Here is a 26,930-nt window from a genome sequence, read left to right on the forward strand (position 1 = left end):
AGCCAAAGATGAGCCGTATCCGCCAGGACCAATCCTTGAACCGTCGCCGCTTGCTGCAATATACTGCGGCAGGCGTCGGCCTGTTGGCGATGCCCGCAATCATCGGCAGAGCCGCGCTTGCCACCGCACAAACCAGCTTTGCCGGTGAAAGCCTGATCGTTGTGCCGTGGTCGGGCAATTATGAACTGGTGTTCAAGGAAACCGTGATTGACCCGTTCAACGCGCAATACGGCACCAAGGTTGAAAGCGTTGGCGGCTGGGATCAAATGGTGCCGCAGATCATTGCAGCCCCGGCCGACAATCCCCCATTCGATATCACCGTGACCGAGGAATTCATCGCAGGCCAGGGCCAGTCCGAAGGGCTGTGGGCCAAGGCTGATCGCGCTTCGATTCCCAATCTTGACGCGGTCTATCCGTATTTCGCCGAAACCCGGCCTGGCTATGAAAGCTGGGGCGTGCCATTTGCCGGGGGCACGTCGATGCTGATTGTGCGCAAACGCCTGGAAATTGCACCTGATACCTGGGGCGTGCTGTGGGATGACCGGCTTGCAGGCAAGGTCACGGCGGATGGGTCATCGTGGTGGTGGTCGCTTTCGGTTCCGGCCGCGATGAGCACGGCACATCCGGGCCTTGATGAAATGTACGCACTCGCCACTGCCGAGCCGTTGTTTGCCAAGATGGGTCAGTTGAAAGTCGCGCGCTGGTACATGACCGGCGCCGAACAGGCCAACCTTCTCAACCAAAAAGAGGCGGATGCGGCGCTGACTTATTCCTCGGATGCGCTTGGTTTTCTGACCGATAGCCCCGATGAATATGTCGCTGGCGTGCCGAAAGAGGGCACTTCGGCTTGGACCGACTGGTTCATCAAGGTGCGCGGCACCCGGCACAACGATCTGGCGGATTTCTTTTTGAACTATCTGCTGGAAAAAGAAACGCAGGGCCGGTTCCTTGCAAAGTCCATGGTGTTCATGTCGCGCAAGGACGTGACGGTGCCGCCGCATTGGACTGGCTATCCGCAATCAAACGCCGATTTCCACAAGATGTTCCAACTGATCACCATTGATGGCTGGGCCAAGATCAACGCCAATTATCAGGCCTTCGATGATCGGATGAAACAAACCATCACCCGCTCGGCGGGCTGAACCGAAACGGCGGCATCCGCAGATGCCGCCGTCCGCTTTTGAAATCAAGAAAGTTGCCCCGTGCCACAAACAGCCCTTGATCTGGATCACATCTGCCGAAACTACGGCCCGGTCGTGGCCGTGGATGACGTGTCGCTGACCGTGGCCAAGGGCGAATTCGTGACCCTGCTGGGGCCTTCGGGGGCTGGCAAAACCTCGACCTTGCGGTTGATTGGTGGGTTTGAAAGCATCGATTCAGGGGCTATCGGCCTCAACGGCGGGCGGGTGGATCATCTGCCGCCCTATCTGCGCGACACCGCGACGATTTTCCAATCCGGCGCGCTGTTTCCACACAAGACCGTGGCCGAAAACGTGGCGTTTGGCTTGCGGATGCGCCGGATTGCAAAGGCCGATATTGCGGTTCGTGTTGCCGAAGCGTTGGCAGTGGTGCGGCTGCAAGGGCTGGAAGACCGCTATCCCGACCAGCTTTCGGGTGGACAAAAGCAGCGGGTCGCGCTGGCGCGGTCTATGGCTGTGCGGCCCGCGATCTTGTTGTTCGACGAGCCTTTGTCGGCGCTTGACCTATCATTGCGCCTGCAATTGCGCTCTGAAATCAAACGTCTGCATGATGAAATCGGCTTTAGCGCAATCTACGTCACCCATGACCAAGGTGAGGCGATGGCGATGTCGGACCGCGTCGCGGTAATGCGCAGCGGCAAAATCGAACAGACTGACTGCCCCGAAACCGTGTTCAACGCGGCGGCAAACGAGTTCATTCACACCTTTGTCGGGGAAACCTGTTGTCTGACATTCCGGATAGAGGGCGGACGGGGAGTTGATCCAGCAACAGGTACTTTGGACCTGCATCTGGCGCAACCTTTGCCGGATGGCGCCTACAGGCTTTATTTGCGCCCCTCGCAGCCCAGCCTTGGACAGGCGGCGCAGGCCATGCCAAACCGCGTGATCGCACGGCTTGGCTTTGTCGCGTTTCTGGGTGAAAAATACCGCCACCATTTGATGGCAGGCCCCTGCGAGATTGTGGGTGACCAGCCGGGTGCCTTGACGGCAGAGTCGGGCGCAGACGCTCTGATCGGTTGGGATTCCAGCGCGATGCGGATATTCCAATGACTGGCCCAAAACGCAGCCGCCTTGCGCCTTGGCTGTTGCTGACCCCGGCGCAGATCCTTGCGGTGGTGTTTTTTGGTGTGCCCGCCCTTTACATGGCGCGGATGAGCGTCAACGCCCACGCGCCGCAAAGCTATTTCACCCCCGGCTTCACCTTCGAGAACTATGCCCGCCTGACCCACGATCCGGTGATTGCGGGGGCAATCTGGAACACGATCTGGCTGGCCTTGATCGGCTCGGCAGTGACGATTGTTCTGGCTTATGGCTTTGCGTTGATTGTCTGGCTGAAACCCGCGCGTTGGCGGCTTTGGTTTATCGGGCTGGCCTTGTTGCCGCTGTTGATTTCCGAAATCGCAATCATTTTCGGCTGGTGGATGGTGTTTCCAAGGAATGGGCTGCTGAGTGTCGCCCTGATGTCTTCGGGCCTGATCACCGACAAGATCAGCCTGACGTATACCGAGGGTGCGGCGTTGGTCGGGCAGGTCTACATCACCCTGCCCTATTGCTTTTTCATCCTGCTTTCCGTGTTCGATGGACTGGATCGCCGGGTTCTTGAGGCTGCGTTAGATTTGAGCGCGCCGCCCCTGACAACCCTTTACGAGGTTTTGTTGCCGCAAACGCGGGCCGGGTTGCTTGCGGCTTTCGCGCAAGCGTTCATCTGGACCATGGGTACCTACGCCACGCCGATGGCGTTGGGGCCAGATACGCTGTGGACGCTGGGATTTCTCATTCAGGCCCAGATGCTTGGCAAACACCATTGGCCGATGGCCGCCGCCCTGTCGATGGTGCTGGTGGTCGGGGTGGCGCTGGTGGTTCTGCTGACACGGTGGCTGCAACTGCAGCAAAGGTCGTTCCATGTCTGACGCCCTGCGCGCACCCCGGATCGGACCGCGCTTGCTGCGGGCGATTGCGGCGGTTTTCACCCTCAGTCTTGTGGCCTATATCCTGATCCCGGTGCTGGTGACGCTGGCCATGTCGTTCAGTGGTGCGGCACAACTGCGGTTTCCCATCAGGTCATGGTCTTTGGGTTGGTACGCCGAGTTTGCGGCAAGCCCGCAATGGACCGGGGCATTGATCAATAGTCTGATCATCGCCACTGGCACGGCGGTGATGTCCAGCGTCGCCGGAGTGGCTGCGGCCTACGCCTACACGCGCTATACTTTGCGGTTCAGCACTTTGCTTTATGTGCTGTTGATGTTGCCGCTGTTCATGCCCGGCATCGTTCTGGGGTTGGGCGTGGCTTTGACCTTCAGCCGGTTCAGCATTGGCGGCTACAGCCTGTTGGGATCGCATCTGCTGGTGATGATCGCGCATTCACTTTGGGCGATGCCGCTGGTGTTCCTGCTGATGGAGGCGGTGTTTCGGATGATTGACCGCCGGGTGATCGAGGCCGCGCAGGATCTGGGCTGCCCGCCGCTTCGCACATTCTTCGAGATCGAAGTGCCGATGATATCCACTGGTCTGATATCGTCGCTGTTGTTCGCCTTTGTCATCTCGTTGAACGAATTCGTCATGGTGCTGTTTTTGACCGACCGCGACACTCAAACCCTGCCGGTGTTGATGTGGCTTGGCCTGCGATCCGCAGCCACCCCACAGATTGCGGTGGCGTCGGTGGTGATTAGCCTGTCGGTCTTTGCATGCCTCAGCCTGATCATGGTTTGGTATGTCCGCCAATTGCGCAAAATCACCCGATGAAAGGCGTTGATATGTCCCGTATGGATCCCCGCTATAGCGTGCTGTTTGAACCTGTGCGCATCGGCCCTGTCACCGCGCCAAACCGATTTTACCAGGTGCCGCATTGCACCGGCATCGCAGATCGCGCCCCCGCCGACGTGGCCGCCATGCGCGAGATGAAGGCGATGGGCGGCTGGGGCGTGGTTTGCACCGAGAATATCGAAATTTCGCAGGATGCAGATATCTCGCCCTATCCCGCCCTGCGGTTTTCCAGTGACACAGACATTGCGCGCCAAGCTCGCATGGCAGATCTGGTGCATAAGCATGGCGCGCTTGCGGGGGCGGAACTGGCCCATATGGGGCTTTATTCGGCCAACCGCACGTCACGGCGGCCCAGCATCGGCCCATCGTCGCGTTTGCTGATCGAGGCGATCGAGCCGGTTCAGGCTCGCGCGATGGACAAAGCCGACATCCGCACCCTGCGTCAAGATCACCGCGCCGCCGCCTTGCGCGCCAAGGCGGCCGGGTTCGATATCATCTATGTCTATGCCAGCCACAACCTGTCCATCGCCTCGCATTTTCTGGCCCGGCGTTTCAACGACCGCAGCGACGAATATGGCGGCAATCTGGAAAACCGCGCCCGGCTGCTGCGCGAACTGCTGGAGGATACCAAAGACGCGGTAGGGGATCGTTGTGCCGTGGCGCTGCGTTTCGCCGTGGAAGAGTTCCTTGGCCCGGATGGTCTGACCCACGATGGCGAAGGGGCAGAGGTGGTTGAGCTGCTGAAAGATTTGCCCGATCTTTGGGACGTCAACCTTTCCGATTGGTCAAATGACAGCCAGACCGCGCGGTTTTCGCAAGAAGGCTATCAAGAGCCGTTCGTGCGATTTGTCAAACAGATCACCGGCAAGCCGGTTGTAGGCGTGGGGCGCTTTACCTCGCCCGATACCATGGTCAGCCAGATCAGGCGGGGCGTGCTGGATTTCATCGGGGCCGCGCGGCCTTCGATTGCCGATCCGTTCCTGCCGCTAAAGATTGCCGAAGGCCGCATCGACGATATTCGCGAATGTATTGGCTGCAATATCTGCCTGTCGTGCGAAAACAGCTTTGTACCGATCCGCTGCACGCAGAACCCCACGATGATGGAGGAAGGTCGTGCGGGTTGGCATCCTGAAATCATGCCCGCCCGCCGCTCTGACGATCGGGTGTTGATTGTGGGCGGCGGGCCAGCCGGGCTCGAATGTGCGCTGTCGTTGGCGCGGCGCGGCCATCACGTCACGCTGGCAGAAGCCCGCGACAGCTTTGGTGGTCGGGTGTCGCGCGAAGCGGCCTTGCCGGGCATTGCTGCGTGGGGCCGGGTGCGCGATTACCGTTTGGGCCAGTTGGCCAAGCTGCCCAATGTCGAACTCTACCCCGGCAGCCGGATGGAGGTTGCCGATATTCTGGGCTTTGGGGCCGCGCGCGTGGTGATTGCCACCGGTGCGGAGTGGCGACGTGGGCCGATGGCGCGTGATGGGCGGAGTGGCGTGGAGTTTACCTGTCCGATTTTGACACCAGATGACATTATGGATGGCCTCTGCCCCAAAGGCCGGATTTTGGTGCATGACACCGAAGGCGGCTATATCGGCGGCCTGATTGCCGAAAAACTGCGGCTTTCCGGGGCGGAGGTTATATTTTCCACCCCGGCGATGTCACATTCGGGCTTTCTGAGCTTGACTCTAGAACAGGATCGCGTGTTGCGCCGTCTGACAAGCCTTGGGGTTGAACTTATCGCGGGACGCGATTTGGCCGGTGTTTCCGAAGGAGAAGCCCTGCTTGTCTCTAAGCTCGGCGGTCCGGTGTTGGAGTGCCGGATAGATCACCTTGTGTTGGTCGCAGACCGAATTCCGCAAGATGGGCTGGCAACGCAGTTGCTGTCAGACCGGAACCGGCTGACCGAGGCGAGTATTCAATCTGTCGTCCCTGTGGGTGATTGCGTGGCGCCTGGCCTGATTGCCCATGCCATCTACGCAGCGCATCGCTTGGCGCGTTTGTTTTAAGGCTACTGGCTGATCGGGCCTGTGGCGACGTGTTCTACAAAATGCCCGGCCTTCATGCTGATATCAGCGCTAGCCGCAATCGAGGGCGAAAAAATTGAGGTTTCGTAAGCAGTTGAAAAGCGCCCGAAGCAGACCAAGCTGTGGCGCGTCGATCTTTGTGGGAGCGTCCGAGGTATTTGACGAGGCTTCAAAGGCCTGCCGCAGCCTGTGACTGAGGTGCGCCGCTTCTTGCAGTGCTTGAAGTCACGACATCAGAACAAGATCTTTTATCCGGAGCGCTTACCAAGGCGGGTCGATTTGCGCACGCCAGACTGCGGTTGATCCCGCCGCAAAGCTGAGCGTTTTCCGTCTGGCCATCAGGTTTGCGATCAGCAGGCACGGCACATATATCGCGCGACGGCCGCGCTAGGCTGCCTATTTTAAGCCGACGCATCGGGTCCGTTTTCTGGCAACGGTTGCGACATGATTAGAGTTGAAAACCACCTGCAACGCGCAAAATTAATCGTTCCCATAAACCCGATAGCCTTTTTTGATGCAGGCCAATGAAGTGAGGCTTTTCTTCAAATCGCTTACTTATTGGCGCTTCGACTGTGTGAGTGGGCGGGCTACACGTTGTTGCAGCTTTATGTGAAAAGGGTGCGGCCTGTCTTGTTTAGCCGCAACAGATCGCTTCGAGGCCTGCAATCACGTCTGTCATATAGTCATCATCATAGCCGGAGTCGTTCTCAAGGACGCTTTGAAACGCAGCTACCCGGCCTGATGCCATGTCTGCCATGACGAACTGGCCGCCATATCCGGCATGGCCGATCCAGTGGCCGTTGGTCATCAGGTGGTTGGAATACCGGATTGCACCGCGTTTTGGCCCAAGCAGGGGGGCAGTGCGACGTATCGAGGCTCGCAGGAAATCCGGCGACCCGACCGACGGTCCAAACACTGCCTGCCCTTGCCGCGCCAAAAGCAACCCAAAACGGGCAAGATCGCGGGACGAAAGGCAGCCGCCGCCCGAAAAGGCCGGAAGGTGTTCTGGACTAAGGCTGATATGGAACGCGGCTTCGTAGCCAGCGGCGTCTACGATTTCCTCAATCTTCGCGTGCAGATCAACGAAACCAGCGGCAATGAGCGTCAACACATCGGTGTTGGCGGATTTATAGCGGGCAAAGGCAGTTTGGCCCGCTGCGCCGCTTCCCGTCAGGCTGCCAATGAAACTGCGCAGGGTTAATTCTGGCTGATCGTCCGATGGAAGCCGCCAGCCCAGCGCCTGTTCTTCGCGAAAGCAGTCGGCGTTCGAATCGCTGTAGTTTTCCGAAAAATCGTTTTCGACATTCATGTCAAGCACGTTCTGAAGGCTTGCTGTGGCATAGGCAGAGCCAATCCACGGCAAGATATCCCCGACGTAGGCATCAAGGCGAAGGTGGCCGGCCGCAACCAGCTCTCCGATGATCAGGTGGATGTGCATCTTGCTGATGGATTGCAGCGAGTGGACGCGATTGGTGGAAAAATCAGGCGCTGCGGCCTCAAAAAGGCAGTTGGTGCCTTGGGCTATCACGAGGGCGCTAAAGGCGGGGTGTGCGGTCAGACCAGATGCTTGAGCGCGGCCGGCGATATCGGGATCTGGGGCGTGCGTCAGGTCAAGCACCCGGCGCGCGCGGACCATCAAGGTACGGCGAAACAACAGATGCGCGTTATGAAACCCGGCGCGGCGCTGGTGCGGCTGATTCCAGCCCTGTTTGTTATCGGCCCCCACCGTCAGCGCCGGGTTTGGATGGCTGATCAGGGTCACGGTTGCACCGCACTCTGGATCAGGGCATCCACCACCCAAACTCCGGCTGGGGTGACGAAGAGCGGGTTGATCTCTATTTCCGTCAGGCTGTGGGCGTTGGCTTCAAAGGTTGTCGCAAGCTGTGCCAGAAAGCCTGCAAGGGCGGGCATGTCGGCGGCGGCGGCACCGCGAAAGCCTGTCAGCAGGGGGGAGATTTTCAACCGCGACAGGGCGTGCAGAATATCGGTTTCGGTGGTGGGCAGCAGCAGGGTTTCGGCATCGTTCAGCAGTTCCACCAAAACGCCGCCCGCACCAAGCGTCAGGATCAGGCCAAACTGTGCATCGCGGCGCAGGTTGACCAGCAGTTCGGCCAAAGGACGCGGGGCCATGCGTTCGACAAGGAAGCGGTCTGTCACAGCCAAAGGATCATGGCGCAGAACATCGGCGCACATCTTATCCAAGGCTTGGCTCAGCGCGGCAGTGGTATCAAGGCCAATGGCCACGGCCCCCGCTTCGGATTTGTGGGCAAGTCTTGCGCCCATCATTTTAAGCACCAAGGGGTAGCCTACGCGCGCTGCGGCGGCGATGATGCCTGCGGCGGAGACGACCTCGCCTTGCGGAATGGGCAAGCCAAGCTGGCGCAAATGATCTTTGCCTTCGGCCTCGTCCAGAACCTTGATGGCGGCGTTGGCGGGTGGGGTGTGCAGGAGGTCTGGCGGCGCTTGCAGGATTTGGGCGCGTCGCGCGCTCCACAGTACGGCGCTGCGGATTGCGTTCAGGGCCTCGGTCAGACCCTGCATCGGGGCGATGCCTTGCGACACCAGCCACGTGCGGGTTTCAGCGTCGATATTTTCAGGCAAGGTGGCGCAGATGGCTGCGGGGATGCCGCGCGCTTGGGCGGCGGCGATGAAGGCGGAGGCGTCGGCCCGGTAGAAGCCTTTGGATTCGTCCAAACCCGCCGCCGGGTAATCTTGCACCAGCAGGGTAGCGTCGGCGGACAAGCCGTCTATCGCCGCGCGAAACACCGGGCCAGTGCGCGCCGGATCACCCCAGATCGGGGTGGTGTAATCCAGCGGATTTGACACTGTGGCGATATCGGGCAGCAGGGTGGTGAGTGTGGTGTGCGCCGCGTCGGGGAAGGCTGGAAAGCCCAGGCCGATGGTTTCGGCATGATCGGCCAACATGGTGGCACCACCGCCTGAACAGGTGAAACCCGCGATCCGGTTGCCGCTGGGGGCTCCGGCCACACAGAGGAATTTCAGAGTCTCCAGCAGTTGCGCCGGGCTGTTGACCCGAATGACCCCGACGCGGACAAAAAGGGCATCGTAAAGATCATCGGTGCCGGACAGTGATCCGGTATGGCTGACCGTCAGCGATGCCCCGATTTGCGAGGACCCGGTTTTCAACGCCACCAAGGGGATGCCCTTTTGCACCGCGCGCAACGCCACTGCCGCAAAGCGGGGCACGTCGCGCAGACCTTCGATATGCATGCCGATGGCGCGCACGGCGGGGTGGTCGATCAGGTGATCGACAAAATCTTCAAGGCTTAGGACGGATTGATTGCCGCAGGAAATCATATGGGTCAATGGCAGCGATCGCTGGCTCATGGTGATGTCGGAGGACAGCATACCGCTTTGAGTGATGATGGCGGCGCCGTAGCCGGGCGCGCCGCCGCCATGCGCAAAGGGCCACATCGCGGCGCGGTCAAGGTAGTTGATCACGCCGTAACAATTGGGGCCGACAAGGGCGAGATCACCGGCGGCCTTGATCAGATCGGCCTCCAACGCCGCCCCAACAGACCCCGCTTCGCGAAAACCGGCGGTGTAGCAAACAATGCCCCCCGCGCCACGTGCAGCCAGTTTTGCCGTGGTGGCGATGGCGGCAGCGGCAGGCACAGCCAGAAAACAGCCGTCGGGGGCTTCGGGCAGATCATCGACCGAGGGATAACAGCGGTAGCCCGCCAAGGTTTCGCGGCGCGGGTTCACCGGCCAGATTTGGCCCTGAAAGCCGATGCGTTCGGCCTCATGGATCGCCACTTCGGCATCGCGCCCACCGACAAAGGCAATGTGGCGTGGCGACAGCAGGCGGCGCAGGTTTTCAGAGCGCTTCGTTGTCATGCGCCCAGCGGCCTTAGGATAGAGCGGGTGATGATGTGGCGCTGAATTTCCGAGGTGCCGTCCCAGATCCGTTCCAACCGGCTATCGCGCCAGAGGCGTTGGATCGGCAATTCCTCCATCAGGCCCATGCCACCAAAGATTTGGACGGCGTCGTCTGCGACCCGGTTGAGCATTTCGGAACAATAGACTTTTACCATAGACACATCGGCATCGGTCAAGCGGCCTTCCTCTGCGCGCACAACTGCGTCAGCCACCAGCAAATCTGCGGTGCGCAGGCCGATGGCCATATCCGCCAGCTTGAACCCGGTGCCTTGAAACTGGCCAATCGGTTGGCCGAATTGTTTGCGGTTGGCCGCCCAGTCGGTGGCCAGCCCGATGATCCGCTCGGCCTTGCCACAGCAGCAGGTGCCAACCCAGACCCGGCCCATCCCCAGCCATTCTCCTGCGAGTTCAAAGCCTTTGCCCTCTTCGCCCAAAATCTGATCTGGCCCAAGACGGACGTCGTTGAAAGCAAGCTGAAAAGTTTTGTAGCCGCGATAGCTGACCGATTTATTGCCTTCTCGGACGTCGAAGCCGGGAGTGCCTACGTCAACCAGAAAGGCTGTGATGCGCTTGCGCGGGCCGCGTTTGGTTTCATCAACGCCGGTAACAGCAAAGACGATCGCAAAATCTGGCATCCGTGGACCAGAGATGAAGTGTTTCGATCCGTTCAAAATCCAATCCGCGCCGTCGCGGTGGGCGTTGGATTTCATCCCCATCGCATCGGACCCTGCTTCGGGTTCGGTCAGTGCGAACAACTCGCGCTTTTCGCCACGTACAGCTGGCATCAAGTACTTTTCAATCTGATCGCCTTTGCAGGCCAACAGCAGTTCGGTGGGCCGTCCGATCCATGAATGGAGTGCATGGGTGGATTTGCCGTATTCCCGTTCAATCAAGGACATCGCCTTCATCGACAGCCCGCCACCGCCGACACGTTCGGGCATGTTGGCGGAATAAAGCCCTGCCTGTTTGGCGCGGGTTTCAATTTGCAGGCCAAGTTCTGGCGGGACGCTGCCGGTACGATCCACCATGTCTTCGTGAGGATAAATCTCGGCCGCCATGAAGGCGCGAACGGTGCTGAGCAGAAGTTCGGTTTCGTGGACATCGCTGGTCACAGGGTTCCCCTATTTGGTGGTTCGGTTGCGCCGCGCGGCCAAGGCCCAGACGGTGAACGCCACCAAGGTGACGGCCATCAGAACCACAGCAGCAGCAGCAACGGTTGGATCGGTATTTTCGCGGATGCCGTTCCACATCCGGCGCGGCAAGGTGTAGACGCTGAATTTTGACAAAAACAACGTGACAACGATTTCGTCCCAAGACGAGATGAACGCGAACACAGCCCCCGCCAGAATGCCGGGTTTGATGCCCGGAACGATCACGCGGCGTATTGTGGTCCAGTTTGACGCCCCAAGATTGCGCGAGGCTTGTTCCAGCCTTGGATCAAAGCCCGCCAAGGACGCAGAGACGGTGATCAGCACGAGGGGCGCTGACAAAACGGTGTGGGCAAGGATCAGGCCCGCATAGCTGTCTATCAGGCCCAAAGGGACGAACAGGCGGTAGAACGCCATCGCAGCGATGATCGGCGGGATCACCAGCGGCAGCAGCAGGATCGCGCGCACCACCTCACCGGCTTTGGAGGACACGCGCCACAGCCCAATGGCGCAAAGCGTGCCAATCGCGGTGGCCAGCAGGGTTGAGGCGATGGCAATCACCGCGCTTTGCCAGAAGCTGGACATCCATTCCGGGCTGCTGAAAAGCTTGATGTAATATTGCAGCGAAAGCTCGTTTGTCGGGAAAGACAGAAAGCGTTTCGGGGTAAGCGATACGGGAATGGCGACCAAAGCCGGGGCGACAAGAAACACCAGCAAGACCCATGACAGGCCCGAGTTGAACCGCGCGGGAAGGCCGGCCTTCATGCTTTACCCCCCCCAAAAACGGTTGAAAGCTTCATGAAACGCGACATCAGGAACAAGAGCGCCAACACGCCAAACAACATGAGCGCCGCCAGCATCGCCGCCGTGCCCCATTGCAGCGTGACCAAGACCTGAACCGAGATGTATTCGGCGACCATCAGCACTTTGCCGCCCCCCAGGACCGCAGGCACGACATAAAAGCCGAGGTTGATGATAAATACCAAAAGTGAGGCGGCAACTATGCCTGCGCGGGTCAGCGGCAGATAGACGCGCCAGAACGTCTGCGCTCCGGTGGCCCCAAGCGAGCGAGACGCCTGCACCACGCGCCCGTCAATGCTTTGCATCGAGGCCAGGATCGGCAGAACCGCATAGGGAACCATATAATGGACCATGCCGATCAGCACGCCCAACTCATTTCGCATGAATGAAATCGGTTGTGAGATAATGCCAAGGGCTTCGAGGCCGTTGTTCACAACACCATTGCGACCCAAAAGCATCAGCCATGAAAAGGTGCGCACAAGGACCGAAATCCAGAATGACATCAGCAAGAGCCCAAGCATTTTATTGCGTGAGGCATCGGCGGCATGAACCATGGCGTAGGCGATGGAATAGCCCAGCGCGACGCTGATCGCAGTGGATATCACGCAGATCCGGACGGTTGTCCCGATAATCCGGCCAAGGGAATCAGAGGTGAAAAGTTTGGCGTAGTTGCCAAGCCCCGGGGTGGGTTCGCTGACACTCAGCCAAAGTATGTTCACAATTGGGCCAAGAAACAGGGCGACCACCAACACGAGGAAGGGCAGCACTAGAATCCATCCGGTATTCAAGACATGACGTGGCAAAGCGCTCATCTGCGGCTACCTGATCAGGGAAAGGGGTGCCCGGCAGGGCAAGTTTCACGCGGCCGGGCGGGAGATATCAGCTAATCGCTGCAAGGAAGGCGTTCACAGCGGCATCGGTATTTTCGCCCCACCACGTGGGATCATTCATCACCACATTCGGCAAGTTCGCCGCCGAGGTGATGGAATAGGGCTGATCTGCTTCGGCCAAGGCGGCGATTGCCTCGGGATTGGTCGGGGTCATGCCAAGACAGGCGAAGAGATCAAGCTGGGCCTGAACCGATTGTGCCGTTGCGATGAACTTCATCACCGCGGCCCCACCCGGATTGCCTTTGGGCACGATGTAAGCGCCCGGCATCGCGATGGCTTGGTTCGTGACCAACTTGTAACGGCCATTGGTATCATTCTCAATCGAGCGGCCCCGGTTTTGCCAGACCATGCCCATGGAAACTTCGCCGTTCACGATCATCTGCTGGGCTTCGGCACCCGACCCCCAGTAAATCGTGTCTGCCTTGATCGCTTTGATCTTGGCCAGCGCCCGATCCATATCCAAAGGGTAAAGGGCGTCTTTTGCAACGCCATCGGCCATCAAAGCGGCTTCAAGTGAACCGTTGGCCCATTTGTAAAGTGAACGGGTGCCGGGGAATTTGGTGGTGTCGAAAAAATCTGCCCAAGTGCTTGGCGCGCCATCCGGGTACGTTTGGGTGTCATACATGAAGGCGTAGCCGTAAAGGATGATTGAGACCCCAAACTCCAACGCATAACCGTCAATGGTCTTGGCCTTGTCGACCACGGTGTAGTCGATTGGCTCCAGATGGCCAGTTTTGCCCAAAGCGACGGCATCGAACAGATCACCATCGCAGACATCGGCAGTGACATTGCCACTGTCGACCATTTCCTTGATCTTGCCCTGAAGCGGGCCGGATGTGTCAAACTTCAACGGGATACCGGTTTCGGCGGTGAAGGCGTTGCCGATGGCGCTGGTGTGACATTCTTCCGACTGGCCACCCCAGTTCCACATCACGATCTCACCGGCGGCGGCTTCGGCGCGGCCTGCCAACACCGAGGCGCTAGCGAATCCCGCCATGCCGCAAAGTGCCAGAAAACTGCGCCGCCCCATCTTGCCCGCTTGGAAAGCCTGAGCGCCTTGCAGCAGCGATTCACGCATAAACTGTTTGTCGTGCATTTTCATTCCTCCTGTTGAGTGGGTCAGAACGACCCTGTTTCATGTCACCGGGTTGATCCCGGCTTTGGCTTATCAATTAGCTTTGGTCGTTCAGCCGCACGGCGGCGTTGTCCGCCCAGGTCAGATCGACGGGGCTGTGTTCCGGCAGCGGCGCACCACCGCGCCAAGCATCCACATCGACTTCGATCAGCCCCATGCCCAGCACTTCGACCTGATATTTAAGCACCGACCCAAAATAGGTGACTGACTGCACAATGCCGGCCACCTTGTTGGCCCCCTGCCCGTGGCCAGCCGCCGCAAGATCGATTTTCTCCGGGCGCAGCGCATAAACTGCGCCGTCCCGGTGCAGGAAGTTGCTTTTGCCAAGGAAACTTGCCGCAAAGCGCGTGGTTGGCTGCTGATAGAGAGCTGTCGGTGTGCCCAACTGTTCGATATGACCATTTCGCATGATCACAATGCGATCCGACATCGACAGCGCCTCTTCCTGATCATGTGTCACATAAACAAACGTAGTGCCGATGCGGTGGTGGATGTCTTTCAACTGCGCCTGCACTTCGGTTCTCAGGTTTTTGTCCAGAGCCCCCAAGGGTTCATCCAGCAACAACACCGGAGGCGCAAAGCACAGCGCCCGTGCCAAAGCGACGCGCTGCTGTTGGCCACCCGAAAGCTCTTTTGGCAGACGATGCGCGAAGTCGCCCAAGCGCACCAACTCCATCATCTCGCCCACACGGGCATCAATCTCGGCCTTGGGGCGTTTGCGCACCGACAACGGATAGGCGATGTTGTCGCGCACAGTCATGTGGGGAAACAGCGCGTAGCCTTGAAATACCATGCCAAAGTTGCGTTTTTCCGCCGGCATGGCGGCAATAGAGCGGCCGTCCAGCAAGATATCGCCCGAGGTGATGTCCTGAAACCCGGCCATCATCATCAAAAGCGTGGTCTTGCCAGAACCAGACGGGCCAAGCAGCGTCAGAAACTCACCACTTTGGATTTCAAGATCAACATTTTCAACGGCGGTGAAGGTGCCATAGTGCTTGGTCAGCGCCTTCAACTGCAGGCTGCCGCTTTTGCCGAGCTCTGCCATGCTCAGGCGACCGCGCCGCGAAGTTTCAACTTGTTGCGCGCCTCTTGCGGCGTCAGCGCCCGTGCGCCCATGCGTTCGACAATGCCAATCACCCGTTCGACCAGTTGGGCGTTGGTCGCGAGCACACCCCGATCAAGGAACAGATTGTCTTCCAACCCCACCCGGACGTTGCCGCCCATCGCGACGGCGGCGGCTGCCATTGGCATCTGCATGCGGCTAATGCCGAAACTTGCCCAGCTTGCGTCAGGCGGCAGATGCTCTTTCATGGCCTTCATGGTTTCGACGGTTTGATCCGCGCCCCACGGAATCCCCAGACACAGTTGGAACATCGGCGGATCAGCCAGCAGGCCTTCAGCCACCATCTGGCGGGCAAAGCGGATGTGGCCTAGTTCAAAAACCTCAAGCTCGGGCTTTACGCCCCATTCCTTTGTCAGCGCCGCCATTCGGCGCAGAATCGGAGGCGTGGAAATGTAGATGCTGTTATCATTGCCGAAGTTCAGCGTGCCGCAATCCAGCGAGCAAATTTCCGGCATGCAATCCTTCACATGGGCCAGCCGTTCGTCTGGCCCGATCATGTCGGTTCCAGGCCCCGGCATCGCCCAGTTCAGGGCATCTGGCGTCCAATCTCCGCCCATTCCGGCGGTCAGGTTGATGACAACATCGGTGCCGCTGTCGCGGATGCGTTCAACCACTTCGCGGAACAAGGCAGGGTCGCGAGAGCCCTTTCCGGTTTCAGGATCGCGGACATGAATATGGGCAATGGCGGCGCCGGCTTTCGCGGCCTCTATGGCTGCATGCGCAATTTCTGCTGGTGTTACAGGCACATGCGGGCTCTTGCCCATAGTATCGCCTGCTCCGGTTACAGCACATGTCACCACAACTTCGAAGTTCATTTCGGTCTCCCTGTTTCGCTTTATCTTGTGCGCAAGATTTCGATTTCCTTTCATTTATTCGCCATATATCCTTCATCGATGTCGAAAAATCGCACCACCTATCCAGATGATCCCACGGCTTCCAGCCCTTCGATGGATGTGAAGGAAATCGCCCTTACAAACGTGACGTTCCTGATCGTGCCGCGCTTTAACATGGCGACGCTGATGACCGTGATCGAGCCGATGCGGATCGCGAATTATCTGTCGCCACGGCCAATTTACAGCTGGGAAATTGTCTCGTTTGACGGCGATGAGATCGTGGCAAGCAATGGTTTTTCTTTGCCCGCACATGCGCCTACAAACCGCAATCGGCGCGGCGAGGTGATCTTCGTCATGGGCAGTTGGGGCGCTGAAAGTTATCGCAACACCACGTTGTTTTCATGGATTCGCAGGCAGGCCCGTGAGGGCGCACGGATTTGCGCGGTGGAACTTGGCACCTATCTGGTGGCGCGATCCGGAATCTTGTCGGGGCGCAGCGTGACCACGCATTGGTCCTACGGGCCGGGATTTCAGGAGCAATTTCCCGACATCACATTTGTCGAACAAATATATACCGGTGACGATGGGATGATGACCTGCGGCGGCGGGATGGCGGGGGTAGATATGATGCTGCGCCTGATTGGTGAAGCCCATGGGGAAAGCCTTATCGGTGAGATCGCGGACCAACTTATGCATCACCCCGTGCGTCCGGCGACGGCTCCGCAACGCCGCACGATGGGACGCAGCACCGATACGATGGTGCCAATGGTGCGCGAGGCGATTGCCCTGATTGAGCGGAATATCACCGAACCGCTAAGCGTTCCGGATATTGCCGATGCGTTGGCGGTATCACAACGTCAGATGGAGCGGCAATTCAAGCAGACGATTGGCTGCACGGTTGTGCAGTTTGGCTTGCTTTTGCGGTTGCAGCACGCACGGGTTTTGCTGATCTCGACCACCCTCAGCGTGCGCGACATTGCGACGGCATCCGGGTTTAATACGCTGTCGCATTTCGCGTTTTCGTTCGGAAAGTGCTTTGGACGCAGGCCCAGCGAATACCGTCAGGCTTGGCCGGAAAAAGACAGCGCCCCCAGTTGGCCGGGGACACTGTCGAAATTTTTGCTGGCGTTGCAGAACCGGGGCACTGCGAAACCGATTCAGGTTCTGCGCAAAAGCTGAAACTAGCGGCGGACGTCGCGGATCGCGTTCAGAACAGCAACGATTTCGCGGTCACGCGTGACCGCCAAATCTTCAAAATGTCGTCCGGCGGCGATGTCATTGCAGCCGTCCACCATGCGATCTCGCAACTCTTGGGTCAGTTCAGGCGCTTCCAGACGCGTCCAAGGCCATTTCAAGGCTGGGCCGAATTGGTCCAGATTGGTCGCCATGCCTCCCTCGCCACAGGCCACATGAAACGCCATGCATTGTCCCTGCACCGCCATCCGTGGCGCAGGGCCGTTCATCAGGGCGTTGTCAATATCGGCGGGGGTTGCTTCGCCGTTGGCGACCATGTGCAGCGCTTCACGCCAGAGCGCTTCTTGCAGGCGAGTGGCGACAAATCCCGGGATTTCCTTTTTCATCGCCAGCGGCGCTTTACCCGCAATCTGGTAAAACGCAACCGCCCAAGCCACAGCCGCAGGGCTGCTGCCTTTGCCGCCGACCACTTCGACCAAGGGCAAAAGATAGGGGGGGTTGAAGGGGTGGCCGATAACCGTGCGCTGCGGGGTCATGCAGTTGGCCTGAATCTGGCTCATCGTCAGGCCCGAGGTGGACGAGGCAATGACGCAAGTTTCAGGCGCGAGTTCGCCCAGACGTTGGTAAAGCGCCTGCTTGATGTCCAGCCGTTCGGGCGCGCTTTCCTGAATGAACTGTGCTTCCCGCACCGCGTCTGCCAGATCGGTGGTGATGCGCAACCGGTCCCGTGATGCACCGGGGGCCAGACCCAAGGCCATCAGACTGATCCAGCCGGTATTGATCACCGACATCAGCGCCGGCACTTCGGCATCAGAATGAACATAGGCGGTAACATCATAGCCGCGCGCTAGAAAATGGGCGGCCCAACCGCCACCGATGGGTCCAGCGCCGATTGTTGTAATGCGAGTGACGGATTTGGGGTCGGGATACATCGTGCGGACTTTCAGGTAAAAGGGAGGAGCGATTTTTTCGTCCAAAAGGCGGATTGTGGCTTTAGCGGCCCTTGAAGACGGGATCGCGTTTTTCGACAAACGCCGCGATGCCTTCGGCAGAATCTTCGGATTTCAGCATGGCGCGGTAGGTTGGCAGATCGCCTGTACGCATGTGGTTGAAGGCCACTTCCAAAGGCATGGCCTGAATGGCGCGTTCAACTTCCTTGACGGTTTGCATCGCAAGCGGCGCGGATCCCGCAATCTGATCCGCCCAAGCGCGGGCGGTTTCCATCAGGCTTTCTTTCGGCACCACCTTGTTCACAAGGCCGTAATGCGCCGCCTCTGCCGCAGGCATCCGACGCCCCAGCAGCAGCATTTCCATTGCGATGTTGCGCGGAATCAGGCGCGGCAGGCGTTGCAGCGCGCCTGCGTCCGGCACAATCCCCAAGGGCATTTCCGGCAGGCCAAACTGCACATGATCTGCGGCGATGATCAGATCGCAGGACATGGCAATTTCAAACCCTCCACCAATCGCCATACCGTTCAAGGCGCAAATCACTGGCTTGTTCATCTGCCAGTTTTCCGTCAACCCGCCAAAGCCGCCGATGCCATAATCAGCGGTTTCCCACCAGTTATCCAACGTCATCTCACCCGCGTTAAGCGCTTTGAGATCCCATCCGGCGGAAAAGATGCGGTCGCCTTCCGCCGTCAGAATCCCAACCCAAAGGTCAGGATCGTCGCGCAACAAGGCAAAGGCGCGCCCCATATCCTGGCTCATCGCGACGTCAATCGCGTTCACTTTTGGCTTGTTCAGCTTTATTTCCAGCACCCGGCCGCGGCGGGTAACTTCAACATGGCTCATAGGGATTCCTTTCGGGAAAAGACGTTCAGGCGAAAGCCGGGATGACTTCCTTACAAAACAACTCCAACGAGCGTTTTTGCTCGGCGAGACCTAGGCCAAGGCTGGCGTAGTAGATGAATTCATCCACACCCAGCGCCTGATAGAGTTTCAATTTCGCAATCACCTCATCGGGTGTGCCAAGCATCAGATTGCGGTGCAGCATGTCAGGATCATATTCCGCGCGGTTGCCAAGCTGATCAAACGGGATGGCTTTCGGGAAGCCGTTTTCGACATCGCCCATGTTCTTGAACAGATTTTCAAACTGCGAAAGCTGGCGCTGTGCGGCGCGAATTGGCACCATCCAATCCTCTTTTCGGTCATAAACGGCGGTGTGGCGCATCATCGCCATGATCGGGCGTTTGGAGCCGGGGTTGTTGGTCATAGCCTCGTCCATGCGGCCCATGTAGATTTCCGCTTCGGACATATCGCGGGTCAGAGGCCAAGACATGATATTGCAGCCATTCTTGACCGCGTAATCATAGGTGATCGGGGCGCGCGCGGCGATCCAGACCGGCACTTCCGCCTGCAACGGTTTGGGGCAAGAGGTGGAGGTGGGGAAGTTCCAGAATTCGCCGGTGTGATCATAATCGCCTTTCCAGAGCGCGCGCACCGCAGGCAGCATTTCTTGCATGTAGCGCCACGCGTCGGATTGTTTCAGACCCGGGTGCATGCGGTCAAACTCGCGCTGATAGGCGCCGGAACCGATGCCAAACTCCAACCGCCCGCCCGAGATCAGATCCACGAAAGCCGCCTCTCCGGCAACTTTGATCGGATGCCAATAGGCGGCGGCGACGCAGGCGGTGCCAAGGCGGATGCGGTCGGTATGGCCCGCCCACCACGTCAGCACCGAAAACGGATTGGGCGCGATGGTCATTTCCAGCGCGTGATGTTCGGCGGCCCACGCGATGTTGAAGCCACCCAGTTCGGCCATCTGAACCATGTCAATCGTGTGACGCGCGACGTCCTTCATATCCAGACTTTCGTCCATCCGTTCCAAATTAATGGCGAGTTGAAACTTCATATCATCCTCCACGATTGCGCTTTGTTACAGGAATGTTGGTTGGAACCGCGGGCAATAATGTCGAAATTTCGACGTTGGTTGCGTTTTTTCGCCACAACTTTTGCGCAAGCTGGCACAGGCAAAAATAGCAGGGCCAGCCGCGATGGCTGGCCCTGAAGGTCACTGCATCAAAGTCGGTTCAGCGCATGACGAAAGGATTGGCCATCGGTTCGGTTGACGTATTGACCCAAACCGTCTTGGGCCGGGTGTAGTCATACATCGCCTGCAATCCGCTTTCGCGGCCATAACCGGAGCCTTTCACGCCGCCAAATTCCGCGATGGGCGACACCACGCGGTAGGTGTTGATCCAGACAATTCCCGACCGGATCGCCTTGGCCATTCGCATTTGACGCGCGCCATCGCGGGTGAAAACGCCTGCGGCAAGCCCGTGTTTCGTATCATTGGCCAGCGCAATCGCCTCTGCCTCGGTCTTGAACCGCAGAACGGACAGCACCGGGCCGAACAGTTCGGTATCAACGATCCGCAAATCCTGACGCGGACACTCGATGATGGTCGGTTCATAATAGGTGCCGCCCAAACCGTCGGGTTGCTTGCCGCCGCATAGAACGCGGCCACCTTCGGTTTGCGCATGTGCCACTTCGCGTTCAATCGTCGCCAGTTGGCCCTGTGTGCACAGCGGGCCCATCTGGGTGTCTTCGTCCAAAGGATCGCCGATGCGGATTTGTCGGGCAAGGCCGACCATCTTTTCAAGGAACGCATCCGCAATGTCTTCATGCAGATAGAGCCGCGATCCTGCCACACAGCTTTGCCCGGTGGCGCCGAATATACCTGCAATCGAGCCGTTCACCGCACTGTCGATATCGGCGTCTTCAAACACGATGAACGGGGATTTTCCGCCCAGTTCCAACGACACCTGCGCAAAGTTTTCGCATGAATTGGTCAGCACAGCGCGCCCCGCCCCCGCGCCGCCGGTAAATGAAATCCGCGCCACCAAAGGGTGCGCTGTCAACACCCGACCGCAGGGTTCGCCGTGGCCCGACACAATGTTCACCACGCCCGGCGGAAAGCCCGCAGCTTCGATCAATTCGCCAAATTCCAGCATCGCGGCAGAGGCGTGTTCAGACGCCTTCAGCACCACAGTATTGCCAGCCGCCAGCGCGGGGCCAATTTTCACCGCCACAAGGAATAGCTGCGAATTCCATGGCACGATGGCGGCGACGACACCCAAGGGTTCGCGTCTGGTGAACACAAACAAATCCGGCTTATCGATTGGCAGCGTTTCACCGGAAATCTTGTCGGCACAACCGGCATAAAAGTGGAAAAACTCGGCAATGTATTTCGCCTGCCAGCGGGTTTCTTTCAGCATCTTGCCGGTATCGATGGTTTCGATGCGGCCCAAGCTTTCGGATTTCTCAGCCAGCAAATCCCCCAGTTTACGCAGGCAGCGGCCCCGCGCCGAGGGGCTCATCTCGGCCCAAGGGCCAGAGGTAAAGGCGCGATCCGCTGCCCGAACCGCACGATCAACATCTTCGGCGGTTGCTTCTGGCACACGGCACCAAACTTTGCCGGTGGTTGGATTGGTGCTTTCGAACAGCGCGCCATCCGACGCCCCGACCCAAACGCCATCAATCAGCATTTGATAGTCCTTGATTGCAGTCACCCCGCAGCCCTCCCTTAAGTCTGTCTGATCGTGCCAGCATGACGCTGCCAGCCTGAGGTTGATACTGATCGCGACAGGCCGAAGAATGTGCGGATTTTCGCCACGGCTTGGCGAAAAAAGCACAACGGGTGACGGTTGGGCGGTGTTTGATGACACCTCAAGGGGAGAAATTATATGCCAAATTGCAAAACCGTAATCGGCGAACCCTTGGTGATTGCCGGGCGAACGCTGTCGCTGTCGCGTGCCATTCGTGCGGGTGATCATGTGTATTTAACCGGGCAAATCCCGATGAAAAATGGGGTTCCGATGACCGATGGCAGCATCGAAGACCAAACCCGTGCGGTGTTGGATGCTATCACCGAGACCTTGGCTTTGGCCGCCTGCGCGCGATCGGATGTCGTAAAGGCGATGATCTGGCTGCGCGACCGCGCTGATTTTGCAGGGTTTAACGCTGTTTACGGGGAATATTTTCCGATTGACCCGCCCGCACGGTCCGCCGTTGTGAGTGAGCTTTTGGTCGATTGCCGGGTTGAAATAGAAGTCGTCGCGTGGCGGCCCCTTCCCGGCACGGCGCCCCAATGATGCGCGCGCCCGATGGCACCGCTTATGACGTCTATGGCCCTGCGGATGCGCCCTTGGTCGTGCTTGTTCATGGGCTTGGCCTGACACGTGCAGTTTGGGACCTGACCATCCCTTATCTTGCCGGGAACTTTCGGGTGCTGGCCTATGATATCCTGGGGCACGGGCAAACACCCCCGCCTTCAGGCACGCCCAGCCTGACCCCGTTGGCGCGGCAGTTGGCTGATTTGCTGGATCATTCCAGTGCGAAAGCTGCGGCTTTGGTTGGGTTTTCGTTGGGGGGCATGATCGCGCGGCGCTTTGCGCAGGATTTCGCCGATCGCACGCAAGCGCTTGTCATCATGCACTCGCCCCACCGCCGGACACCCGAGGCGCAGGCCGCCATTCTGGCGCGCGTCGCGCAGGCCAGCGGTGCGGGGCCTGCCTCGACGGTGGAAGCTGCGTTGACACGGTGGTTTACTGATGAGTTCCGCATGGCCAACCCAAGCGTCATGAACCGTGTTCGCGGCTGGGTGCTGGCGAATGACCCCAAAACCTATCCGTCCTTTTACAGCATTCTGGCCGACGGGATTGATGAGATCGTGGCCCCTCAGCCACCCATCTGTTGCCCGACGCTGGTGATGACGGCCGATCAGGATTACGGCAACGGCCCCGACATGAGCATGGCCATCGCCGCCGAGATCGCCGGGGCTGAAACCATCATCCTTCCGGGCCTGCGCCACATGGCCTTGATGGAAGACCCGGTCCGCACCAATGCGGCTTTGGGGCGTTTTTTGCAAAAGGCGGTTCCCCGTGGTTGATCCAAAAGGCATCCTTTCGGGCATCCGCGTGCTGGATCTGAGCCGCATGTTGTCAGGCCCCTATTGCACGATGATGCTGGCCGACAATGGCGCCGAAGTGATCAAGATCGAAGATCGCGGCGGCGATACCAGCCGCAGCAACGGCCCTTTCCGCGACGATGATCCGAACCACGATTGGGCAGGCTATTTCGTCAGCCTGAACCGGTCGAAGAAAAGTGTCGTGCTGGATTTGAAATCCGAGTCTGGCAAAGCCGATCTTTTGGCGCTGGTTGCGACTGCGGATGTGCTGGTGGAAAATTATCGCCCCGGCGTGATGGAGCGGTTGGGCCTGTCGTATGAACGGTTGGCAGACATCAACCCCCGGCTGGTCTATGCGGCGATCCGGGGGTTTGGTGATCCGCGATCGGGGAGAAGCCCCTATGCGGATTGGCCCTCTTATGACGTGGTCGCGCAGGCGATGGGGGGGCTTATTTCCCTGACCGGACCAGATTCTACTACGCCAACCAAGGTAGGCCCCGGTATAGGCGATGTGTTTGCAGGCGCGTTGATGTCTTTTGGAATCCTTGCCGCACTGCGGCAGGCCGAAGCCACGGGGCGCGGGCAGTTCATTGATATTGCGATGTATGACGCCATGATCAGCCTGTGCGAGCGGGCAATATATCAGCATGATTTCGACGGCTCGATCCCCGGTCCAGAGGGCAACGGTCACCCGCTTCTGGCCCCATTTGGGGTGTTTGCGGCCAAAGATGGCCATGTGGCTTTGGGGGTTGTTGACGATACGTTCTGGCAGGCTTTGGCGCAGGCTATGGAGCAACCCGGCTGGGCTACGGACCCACGCTTTGCCACGCGGGCGGCGCGGCGCGTCCACGCGTCGGTGCTTAATCCTTTGGTGGCCGAGTGGACTGCGCGCCACTCCAAGGTCGAGCTTGCGCAGAAACTGGGTGGCAAGGTGCCGTTTGGACCAGTGAACACCGTGGCTGATATTTTTGCCGATCCGCATGTTGCAGCACGCGGTATGATTGCTACAATCCCTCACGCAGATGCGGGATCACGGCCTTGGCGGGTGGCGGCCAACCCGCTGCACTTTTCGACCAACCCCACGCCTGAACCGCAAGCCCCTGCCCGCTTGGGCGCGCAGTTGGCGCAGGACTTTCTGCCACCCGCCGTGGCCGATATTGACCCCCGCCGCCTGCGCGATGCCTTTGGCAGCTTTGCAACCGGCGTTACCGTGCTCACGGCCCGGCAAGCCGATGGTACGCCACGAGGGTTCACCGCGAATTCTTTCAGCTCTGTTTCCCTCGACCCGCCGCTGTTGCTGGTTTGCCTTGCCAAAACGGCCCACAGTTGCGCGACGTTCATGGCGGCCAACCACTTTGGCGTGAATGTTCTTGGCAAGGATCAGCAGGCTGTTTCATCGCTTTTTGCCTCTCGCGCCGCCGACAAGTTTGAGCAGTGCAATTGGCATGCAGGCGCTGGCAACGTGCCACTGATTGAAGGGACACTGGCGCAGTTTGCCTGCCGTCAGGAACGTCTTGTCGATGCGGGGGATCACATCGTGCTTATTGGCAGAGTAATCCAATTCGCAACTGGAGAGCGCGCGCCCTTGGGCTATTTTCGGGGCCGTTATTTCTCGGTTGATGCCGATACACAGCTGGTGCAGGCCGTCGTTGCGGGGTCTGGGGCGCACATTGGCGCGGTGCTGATGCAAGATGGTGCCGTCCTTATGACGGTCGCTAACGATGGCGCGCTGTCGTTGCCCCTGTCCGCACAGCCGAGCCCAAGCATTGACAAGCTGCGGGACGCTCTGGCGGCACGTGGCCTGCACCCCGAGGTTGATTTCCTATATGCTGTGTTTGAAGATCGGATCGCCAAGACCCATGGTATTTATTACCACGGTTCGGTGCGCGGCGTGGCACCACAAGGAATGGAATTCTACGCCCTGCCAGATATCCCTTGGGAATCAATGAACAATCCTGCCGAACGTAGCATGCTGCAACGCTACTGCGAAGAATCCCGCGATGGCGCGTTCGGTATTTATCAGGGCAACGAAACTGAAGGAAAAGTGCGCCGCCTCCGCGGAGCCTGAAAAAGGAAATGCAGATGTTCCCTGAACTACGCAAAGTCGTGACCTATGATGAAGTGATCTACCGAGAAGGCGTGCGCGCAGCCGAGCCGCCACTTCGCTTAATCGGCGTGGCGGCCGTGGTCAAGAACCCATGGCACGGCCGCGGCTATGTTGAAGACCTGTCGCCTGAAATTAACCGTATCGCCCCGCTTTTGGGGAAAATGTTGACTGATATGCTAATCGGTTTGGCAGGATCTGGCGATGCGATAGAGGCCTATGGCAAGGCGGCAATGGCAGGCACGGATTGCGAACTGGAACACGGCTCGGCGCTGATCCACACGTTGCGGTTTGGCAATTTCTATCGCGAAGCGGTTGGGGCTAAGACCTATCTTGGCTTCACCAACAGCCGTGGCCCAGCCAATACCCAGATCCAAATTCCGCTGATGGATAAGCATGATAGCGGACGGCGGTCGCATTATCTGACGGTGCAATTTTCCATCCCGGATGCACCCGGCCATGATGAACTGGTGGCAGCGCTCGGGGCCTCCACCGGGGGGCGGCCGCATCATCGGATTGGCGACCGCTATGCAGATCTGAAATCTATCGGCAGAGACATCGAAAACCCTGCGGGCGTCTGATGCACTACGCAATTTTCTGTCCAAAATTCCAGAATAAGGAGCATCAAAATGATCGGGTCTGCATTTGGCATGGACAACTTTGGAACCGCGACCAGCATGGGCGGATGCCCTGAGTCCGTGTCCTGGTTACGCGCGTATCGATCCTACATTGGGCGCATCTGGAAAAACCTTTCTGAACCGCCAGTAGGGGGTAAAACGGCAATCTATTATCGCCCATATTAGGGCAGACTGGTGCTCGCTCATCAAGCCGATCACTGGATCTGGCGGTTCACCCCGCGGCTTTTCGCGACATGCTCCTAGGCGCAGGTTCCCATTTCGCATTGTGAGGAAGGGGGCCCGGGGGTAGCCGCGCGTCAGTCAAACAGCTTTCGCAATGCGGTAATCCCCCCCCGAAAGTACGGGGCTGCATAAGTAGAATTTTCTCGGCAAGATGCATGAGGAGATTGAGATGAAGATGACGAGATACAGCGAACCCCAGATCCTTTCGATCCTGCGCCAAGCCGAGGGCGGCGTGCCGGTAGCCGAGCTTTGCCGTGAACATGGGATGAGTAACGCGTCGTTCTACAAGTGGCGGGCAAAGTATGGCGGCATGGATGCGTCCTTGATCAGCCAGATGAAGGCCATGGAAGATGAGAACCGTCGGTTGAAGCGGATGTATGCGGACCTGAGCATGCAGGCAGATTTGCTGAAGGAAGCCCTTGGAAAAAAGTAACTGGGCCATCTCAACGCCGTGAGATGGCCGAAACGGCGGTGGAGCGACGCGGCGTCAGCATCGCGCTGGCCTGCCGTGCCTTTGGGGTGAGCGAGACCTGCTATCGTTACAGCCCAAAGCTGAAGGACGAGAACGAGGAGATCGCCGATTTGCGGGTCGGACTGACGGATGCCCGCAAGACTTGGGGATTTGGCCTATGTTTCCTGCACTTGCGCAACGTCAAGGGCCATCCGTGGAACCACAAACGCGTTTATCGCCTCTACTGCGAGTTGGAGTTGAACCTGCGCATCAAGCCCCGCAAGCGGCTGAAACGGGAGAAGCCTGACGTTCTGGCCGTGCCCGAGGCACCCAATGTTACTTGGTCCATGGACTTTATGGCCGACCGATTGGGTGATGGACGTGCGTTCCGGCTTTTGAACGTGCTGGATGACTTCAACCGCGAGGGGCTGGGGATCGAGGTTGATTTCTCGCTGCCTGCCCAGCGGGTGACACGCAGCCTCGACCGGATCATTGAATGGCGGGGCAAGCCGGGCACGATCAGGGTCGACAATGTCTCCGAATACATCAGTGAAACGCTGAGAAAATGGGCTGAGAAACATGGGGTTACCATCCAACACATCC

Annotated in this window: 22 protein-coding genes and 1 pseudogene; 11 read left to right on the forward strand and 12 right to left on the reverse strand. The window is 58.9% G+C overall.

Annotation, left to right across the window (positions count from 1 at the left end):
* Positions 1 to 8 precede the first annotated feature (8 nt).
* The 5 genes from Q7V03_RS08645 to Q7V03_RS08665 are packed head-to-tail and all read left to right on the forward strand — an operon-like array spanning position 9 to position 5,959.
* A complete protein-coding gene (locus tag Q7V03_RS08645; protein ID WP_304925197.1) occupies positions 9 to 1,142 on the forward strand; it encodes a PotD/PotF family extracellular solute-binding protein in 1,134 nt (377 codons plus the stop codon).
* Between the two features lie 60 nt (positions 1,143 to 1,202).
* Positions 1,203 to 2,249 (forward strand): ABC transporter ATP-binding protein, encoded by a 1,047-nt coding sequence (locus Q7V03_RS08650; RefSeq protein WP_304925198.1) that lies wholly within the window; start codon positions 1,203 to 1,205, stop codon positions 2,247 to 2,249.
* The gene (locus tag Q7V03_RS08655; RefSeq protein ID WP_304925199.1) at positions 2,246 to 3,109 is read left to right on the forward strand and encodes an ABC transporter permease; all 864 of its coding nucleotides are present in this window, start codon (positions 2,246 to 2,248) and stop codon (positions 3,107 to 3,109) included. The genes Q7V03_RS08650 and Q7V03_RS08655 overlap by 4 nt, the downstream gene beginning before the upstream one ends.
* Positions 3,102 to 3,941 (forward strand): ABC transporter permease, encoded by an 840-nt coding sequence (locus Q7V03_RS08660; protein WP_304925200.1) that lies wholly within the window; start codon positions 3,102 to 3,104, stop codon positions 3,939 to 3,941. Before Q7V03_RS08655 ends, Q7V03_RS08660 begins: the two co-directional genes overlap by 8 nt.
* A gap of 11 nt (positions 3,942 to 3,952) precedes the next feature.
* A complete protein-coding gene (locus tag Q7V03_RS08665; protein WP_304925201.1) occupies positions 3,953 to 5,959 on the forward strand; it encodes an FAD-dependent oxidoreductase in 2,007 nt (668 codons plus the stop codon).
* Positions 5,960 to 6,611: 652 nt separating this feature from the next.
* Here the strand turns inward: Q7V03_RS08665 and Q7V03_RS08670 are convergent.
* The 8 genes from Q7V03_RS08670 to Q7V03_RS08705 form a co-directional block, all read right to left on the reverse strand.
* A complete protein-coding gene (locus Q7V03_RS08670) occupies positions 6,612 to 7,739 on the reverse strand; it encodes a serine hydrolase (protein ID WP_304925202.1) in 1,128 nt (375 codons plus the stop codon).
* Positions 7,736 to 9,835 (reverse strand): acetate--CoA ligase family protein, encoded by a 2,100-nt coding sequence (locus tag Q7V03_RS08675; RefSeq protein WP_304925203.1) that lies wholly within the window; start codon positions 9,833 to 9,835, stop codon positions 7,736 to 7,738. Before Q7V03_RS08675 ends, Q7V03_RS08670 begins: the two co-directional genes overlap by 4 nt.
* A complete protein-coding gene (locus Q7V03_RS08680) occupies positions 9,832 to 10,989 on the reverse strand; it encodes an acyl-CoA dehydrogenase family protein (RefSeq protein ID WP_304925204.1) in 1,158 nt (385 codons plus the stop codon). The genes Q7V03_RS08675 and Q7V03_RS08680 overlap by 4 nt, the downstream gene beginning before the upstream one ends.
* Positions 10,990 to 10,998: 9 nt before the next feature.
* On the reverse strand, positions 10,999 to 11,790 hold the full coding sequence (locus tag Q7V03_RS08685; protein WP_304925205.1) for an ABC transporter permease: 792 nt from the start codon (positions 11,788 to 11,790) through the stop codon (positions 10,999 to 11,001).
* Positions 11,787 to 12,638 carry an ABC transporter permease gene (locus Q7V03_RS08690; RefSeq protein ID WP_304925206.1) on the reverse strand — a complete coding sequence of 284 codons (852 nt, stop codon included), beginning with the start codon at positions 12,636 to 12,638 and terminating at the stop codon, positions 11,787 to 11,789. The genes Q7V03_RS08685 and Q7V03_RS08690 overlap by 4 nt, the downstream gene beginning before the upstream one ends.
* A 67-nt stretch (positions 12,639 to 12,705) precedes the next feature.
* On the reverse strand, positions 12,706 to 13,812 hold the full coding sequence (locus Q7V03_RS08695; RefSeq protein ID WP_304925207.1) for an extracellular solute-binding protein: 1,107 nt from the start codon (positions 13,810 to 13,812) through the stop codon (positions 12,706 to 12,708).
* 76 nt (positions 13,813 to 13,888) lie between these two features.
* Complete coding sequence (locus Q7V03_RS08700) at positions 13,889 to 14,896, reverse strand: ABC transporter ATP-binding protein (RefSeq protein WP_304925208.1); 1,008 nt, start codon at positions 14,894 to 14,896, stop codon at positions 13,889 to 13,891.
* Positions 14,897 to 14,898: 2 nt separating this feature from the next.
* On the reverse strand, positions 14,899 to 15,789 hold the full coding sequence (locus tag Q7V03_RS08705) for a 3-keto-5-aminohexanoate cleavage protein (protein ID WP_304925209.1): 891 nt from the start codon (positions 15,787 to 15,789) through the stop codon (positions 14,899 to 14,901).
* A gap of 78 nt (positions 15,790 to 15,867) precedes the next feature.
* On the opposite strand from Q7V03_RS08705, the gene Q7V03_RS08710 reads away from it, so the two are divergent.
* A complete protein-coding gene (locus Q7V03_RS08710; RefSeq protein ID WP_304925210.1) occupies positions 15,868 to 16,986 on the forward strand; it encodes a GlxA family transcriptional regulator in 1,119 nt (372 codons plus the stop codon).
* Positions 16,987 to 16,988: 2 nt separating this feature from the next.
* Here Q7V03_RS08710 and Q7V03_RS08715 read toward each other — a convergent pair whose 3' ends face one another.
* The 4 genes from Q7V03_RS08715 to Q7V03_RS08730 form a co-directional block, all read right to left on the reverse strand.
* Positions 16,989 to 17,933, reverse strand: a complete 945-nt coding sequence (locus Q7V03_RS08715; protein ID WP_304925211.1) for a 3-hydroxyacyl-CoA dehydrogenase NAD-binding domain-containing protein — start codon at positions 17,931 to 17,933, stop codon at positions 16,989 to 16,991.
* A 61-nt stretch (positions 17,934 to 17,994) separates the two neighbouring features.
* Positions 17,995 to 18,795 (reverse strand): enoyl-CoA hydratase-related protein, encoded by an 801-nt coding sequence (locus Q7V03_RS08720; RefSeq protein WP_304925212.1) that lies wholly within the window; start codon positions 18,793 to 18,795, stop codon positions 17,995 to 17,997.
* A 25-nt stretch (positions 18,796 to 18,820) separates the two neighbouring features.
* The gene (locus Q7V03_RS08725) at positions 18,821 to 19,855 is read right to left on the reverse strand and encodes an LLM class flavin-dependent oxidoreductase (RefSeq protein WP_304925213.1); all 1,035 of its coding nucleotides are present in this window, start codon (positions 19,853 to 19,855) and stop codon (positions 18,821 to 18,823) included.
* Between the two features lie 178 nt (positions 19,856 to 20,033).
* The gene (locus Q7V03_RS08730) at positions 20,034 to 21,491 is read right to left on the reverse strand and encodes an aldehyde dehydrogenase (protein ID WP_305346388.1); all 1,458 of its coding nucleotides are present in this window, start codon (positions 21,489 to 21,491) and stop codon (positions 20,034 to 20,036) included.
* Between the two features lie 198 nt (positions 21,492 to 21,689).
* Between Q7V03_RS08730 and Q7V03_RS08735 the strand changes: the two genes are divergently transcribed.
* From Q7V03_RS08735 to Q7V03_RS08755, 5 genes and pseudogenes are all read left to right on the forward strand, one after another.
* Positions 21,690 to 22,097: a RidA family protein gene (locus tag Q7V03_RS08735; RefSeq protein ID WP_304925215.1), complete on the forward strand. Its 408-nt coding sequence runs from the start codon at positions 21,690 to 21,692 to the stop codon at positions 22,095 to 22,097.
* Positions 22,094 to 22,894: an alpha/beta fold hydrolase gene (locus Q7V03_RS08740; protein ID WP_304925216.1), complete on the forward strand. Its 801-nt coding sequence runs from the start codon at positions 22,094 to 22,096 to the stop codon at positions 22,892 to 22,894. The genes Q7V03_RS08735 and Q7V03_RS08740 overlap by 4 nt, the downstream gene beginning before the upstream one ends.
* Entirely contained in the window at positions 22,887 to 24,980 is a 2,094-nt protein-coding gene (locus Q7V03_RS08745; protein WP_304925217.1) for a CoA transferase, read from the forward strand. The genes Q7V03_RS08740 and Q7V03_RS08745 overlap by 8 nt, the downstream gene beginning before the upstream one ends.
* Before the next feature lie 14 nt (positions 24,981 to 24,994).
* Positions 24,995 to 25,597, forward strand: coding sequence for an amino acid synthesis family protein (locus Q7V03_RS08750; RefSeq protein WP_304925218.1), 603 nt, complete (start codon positions 24,995 to 24,997; stop codon positions 25,595 to 25,597).
* A 448-nt stretch (positions 25,598 to 26,045) separates the two neighbouring features.
* Positions 26,046 to 26,930: pseudogene (locus Q7V03_RS08755) on the forward strand (IS3 family transposase); the annotation flags it as partial.

Origin of the sequence: Cypionkella sp. (assembly GCF_030652235.1) — a bacterium.
GTDB lineage: Bacteria > Pseudomonadota > Alphaproteobacteria > Rhodobacterales > Rhodobacteraceae > Cypionkella.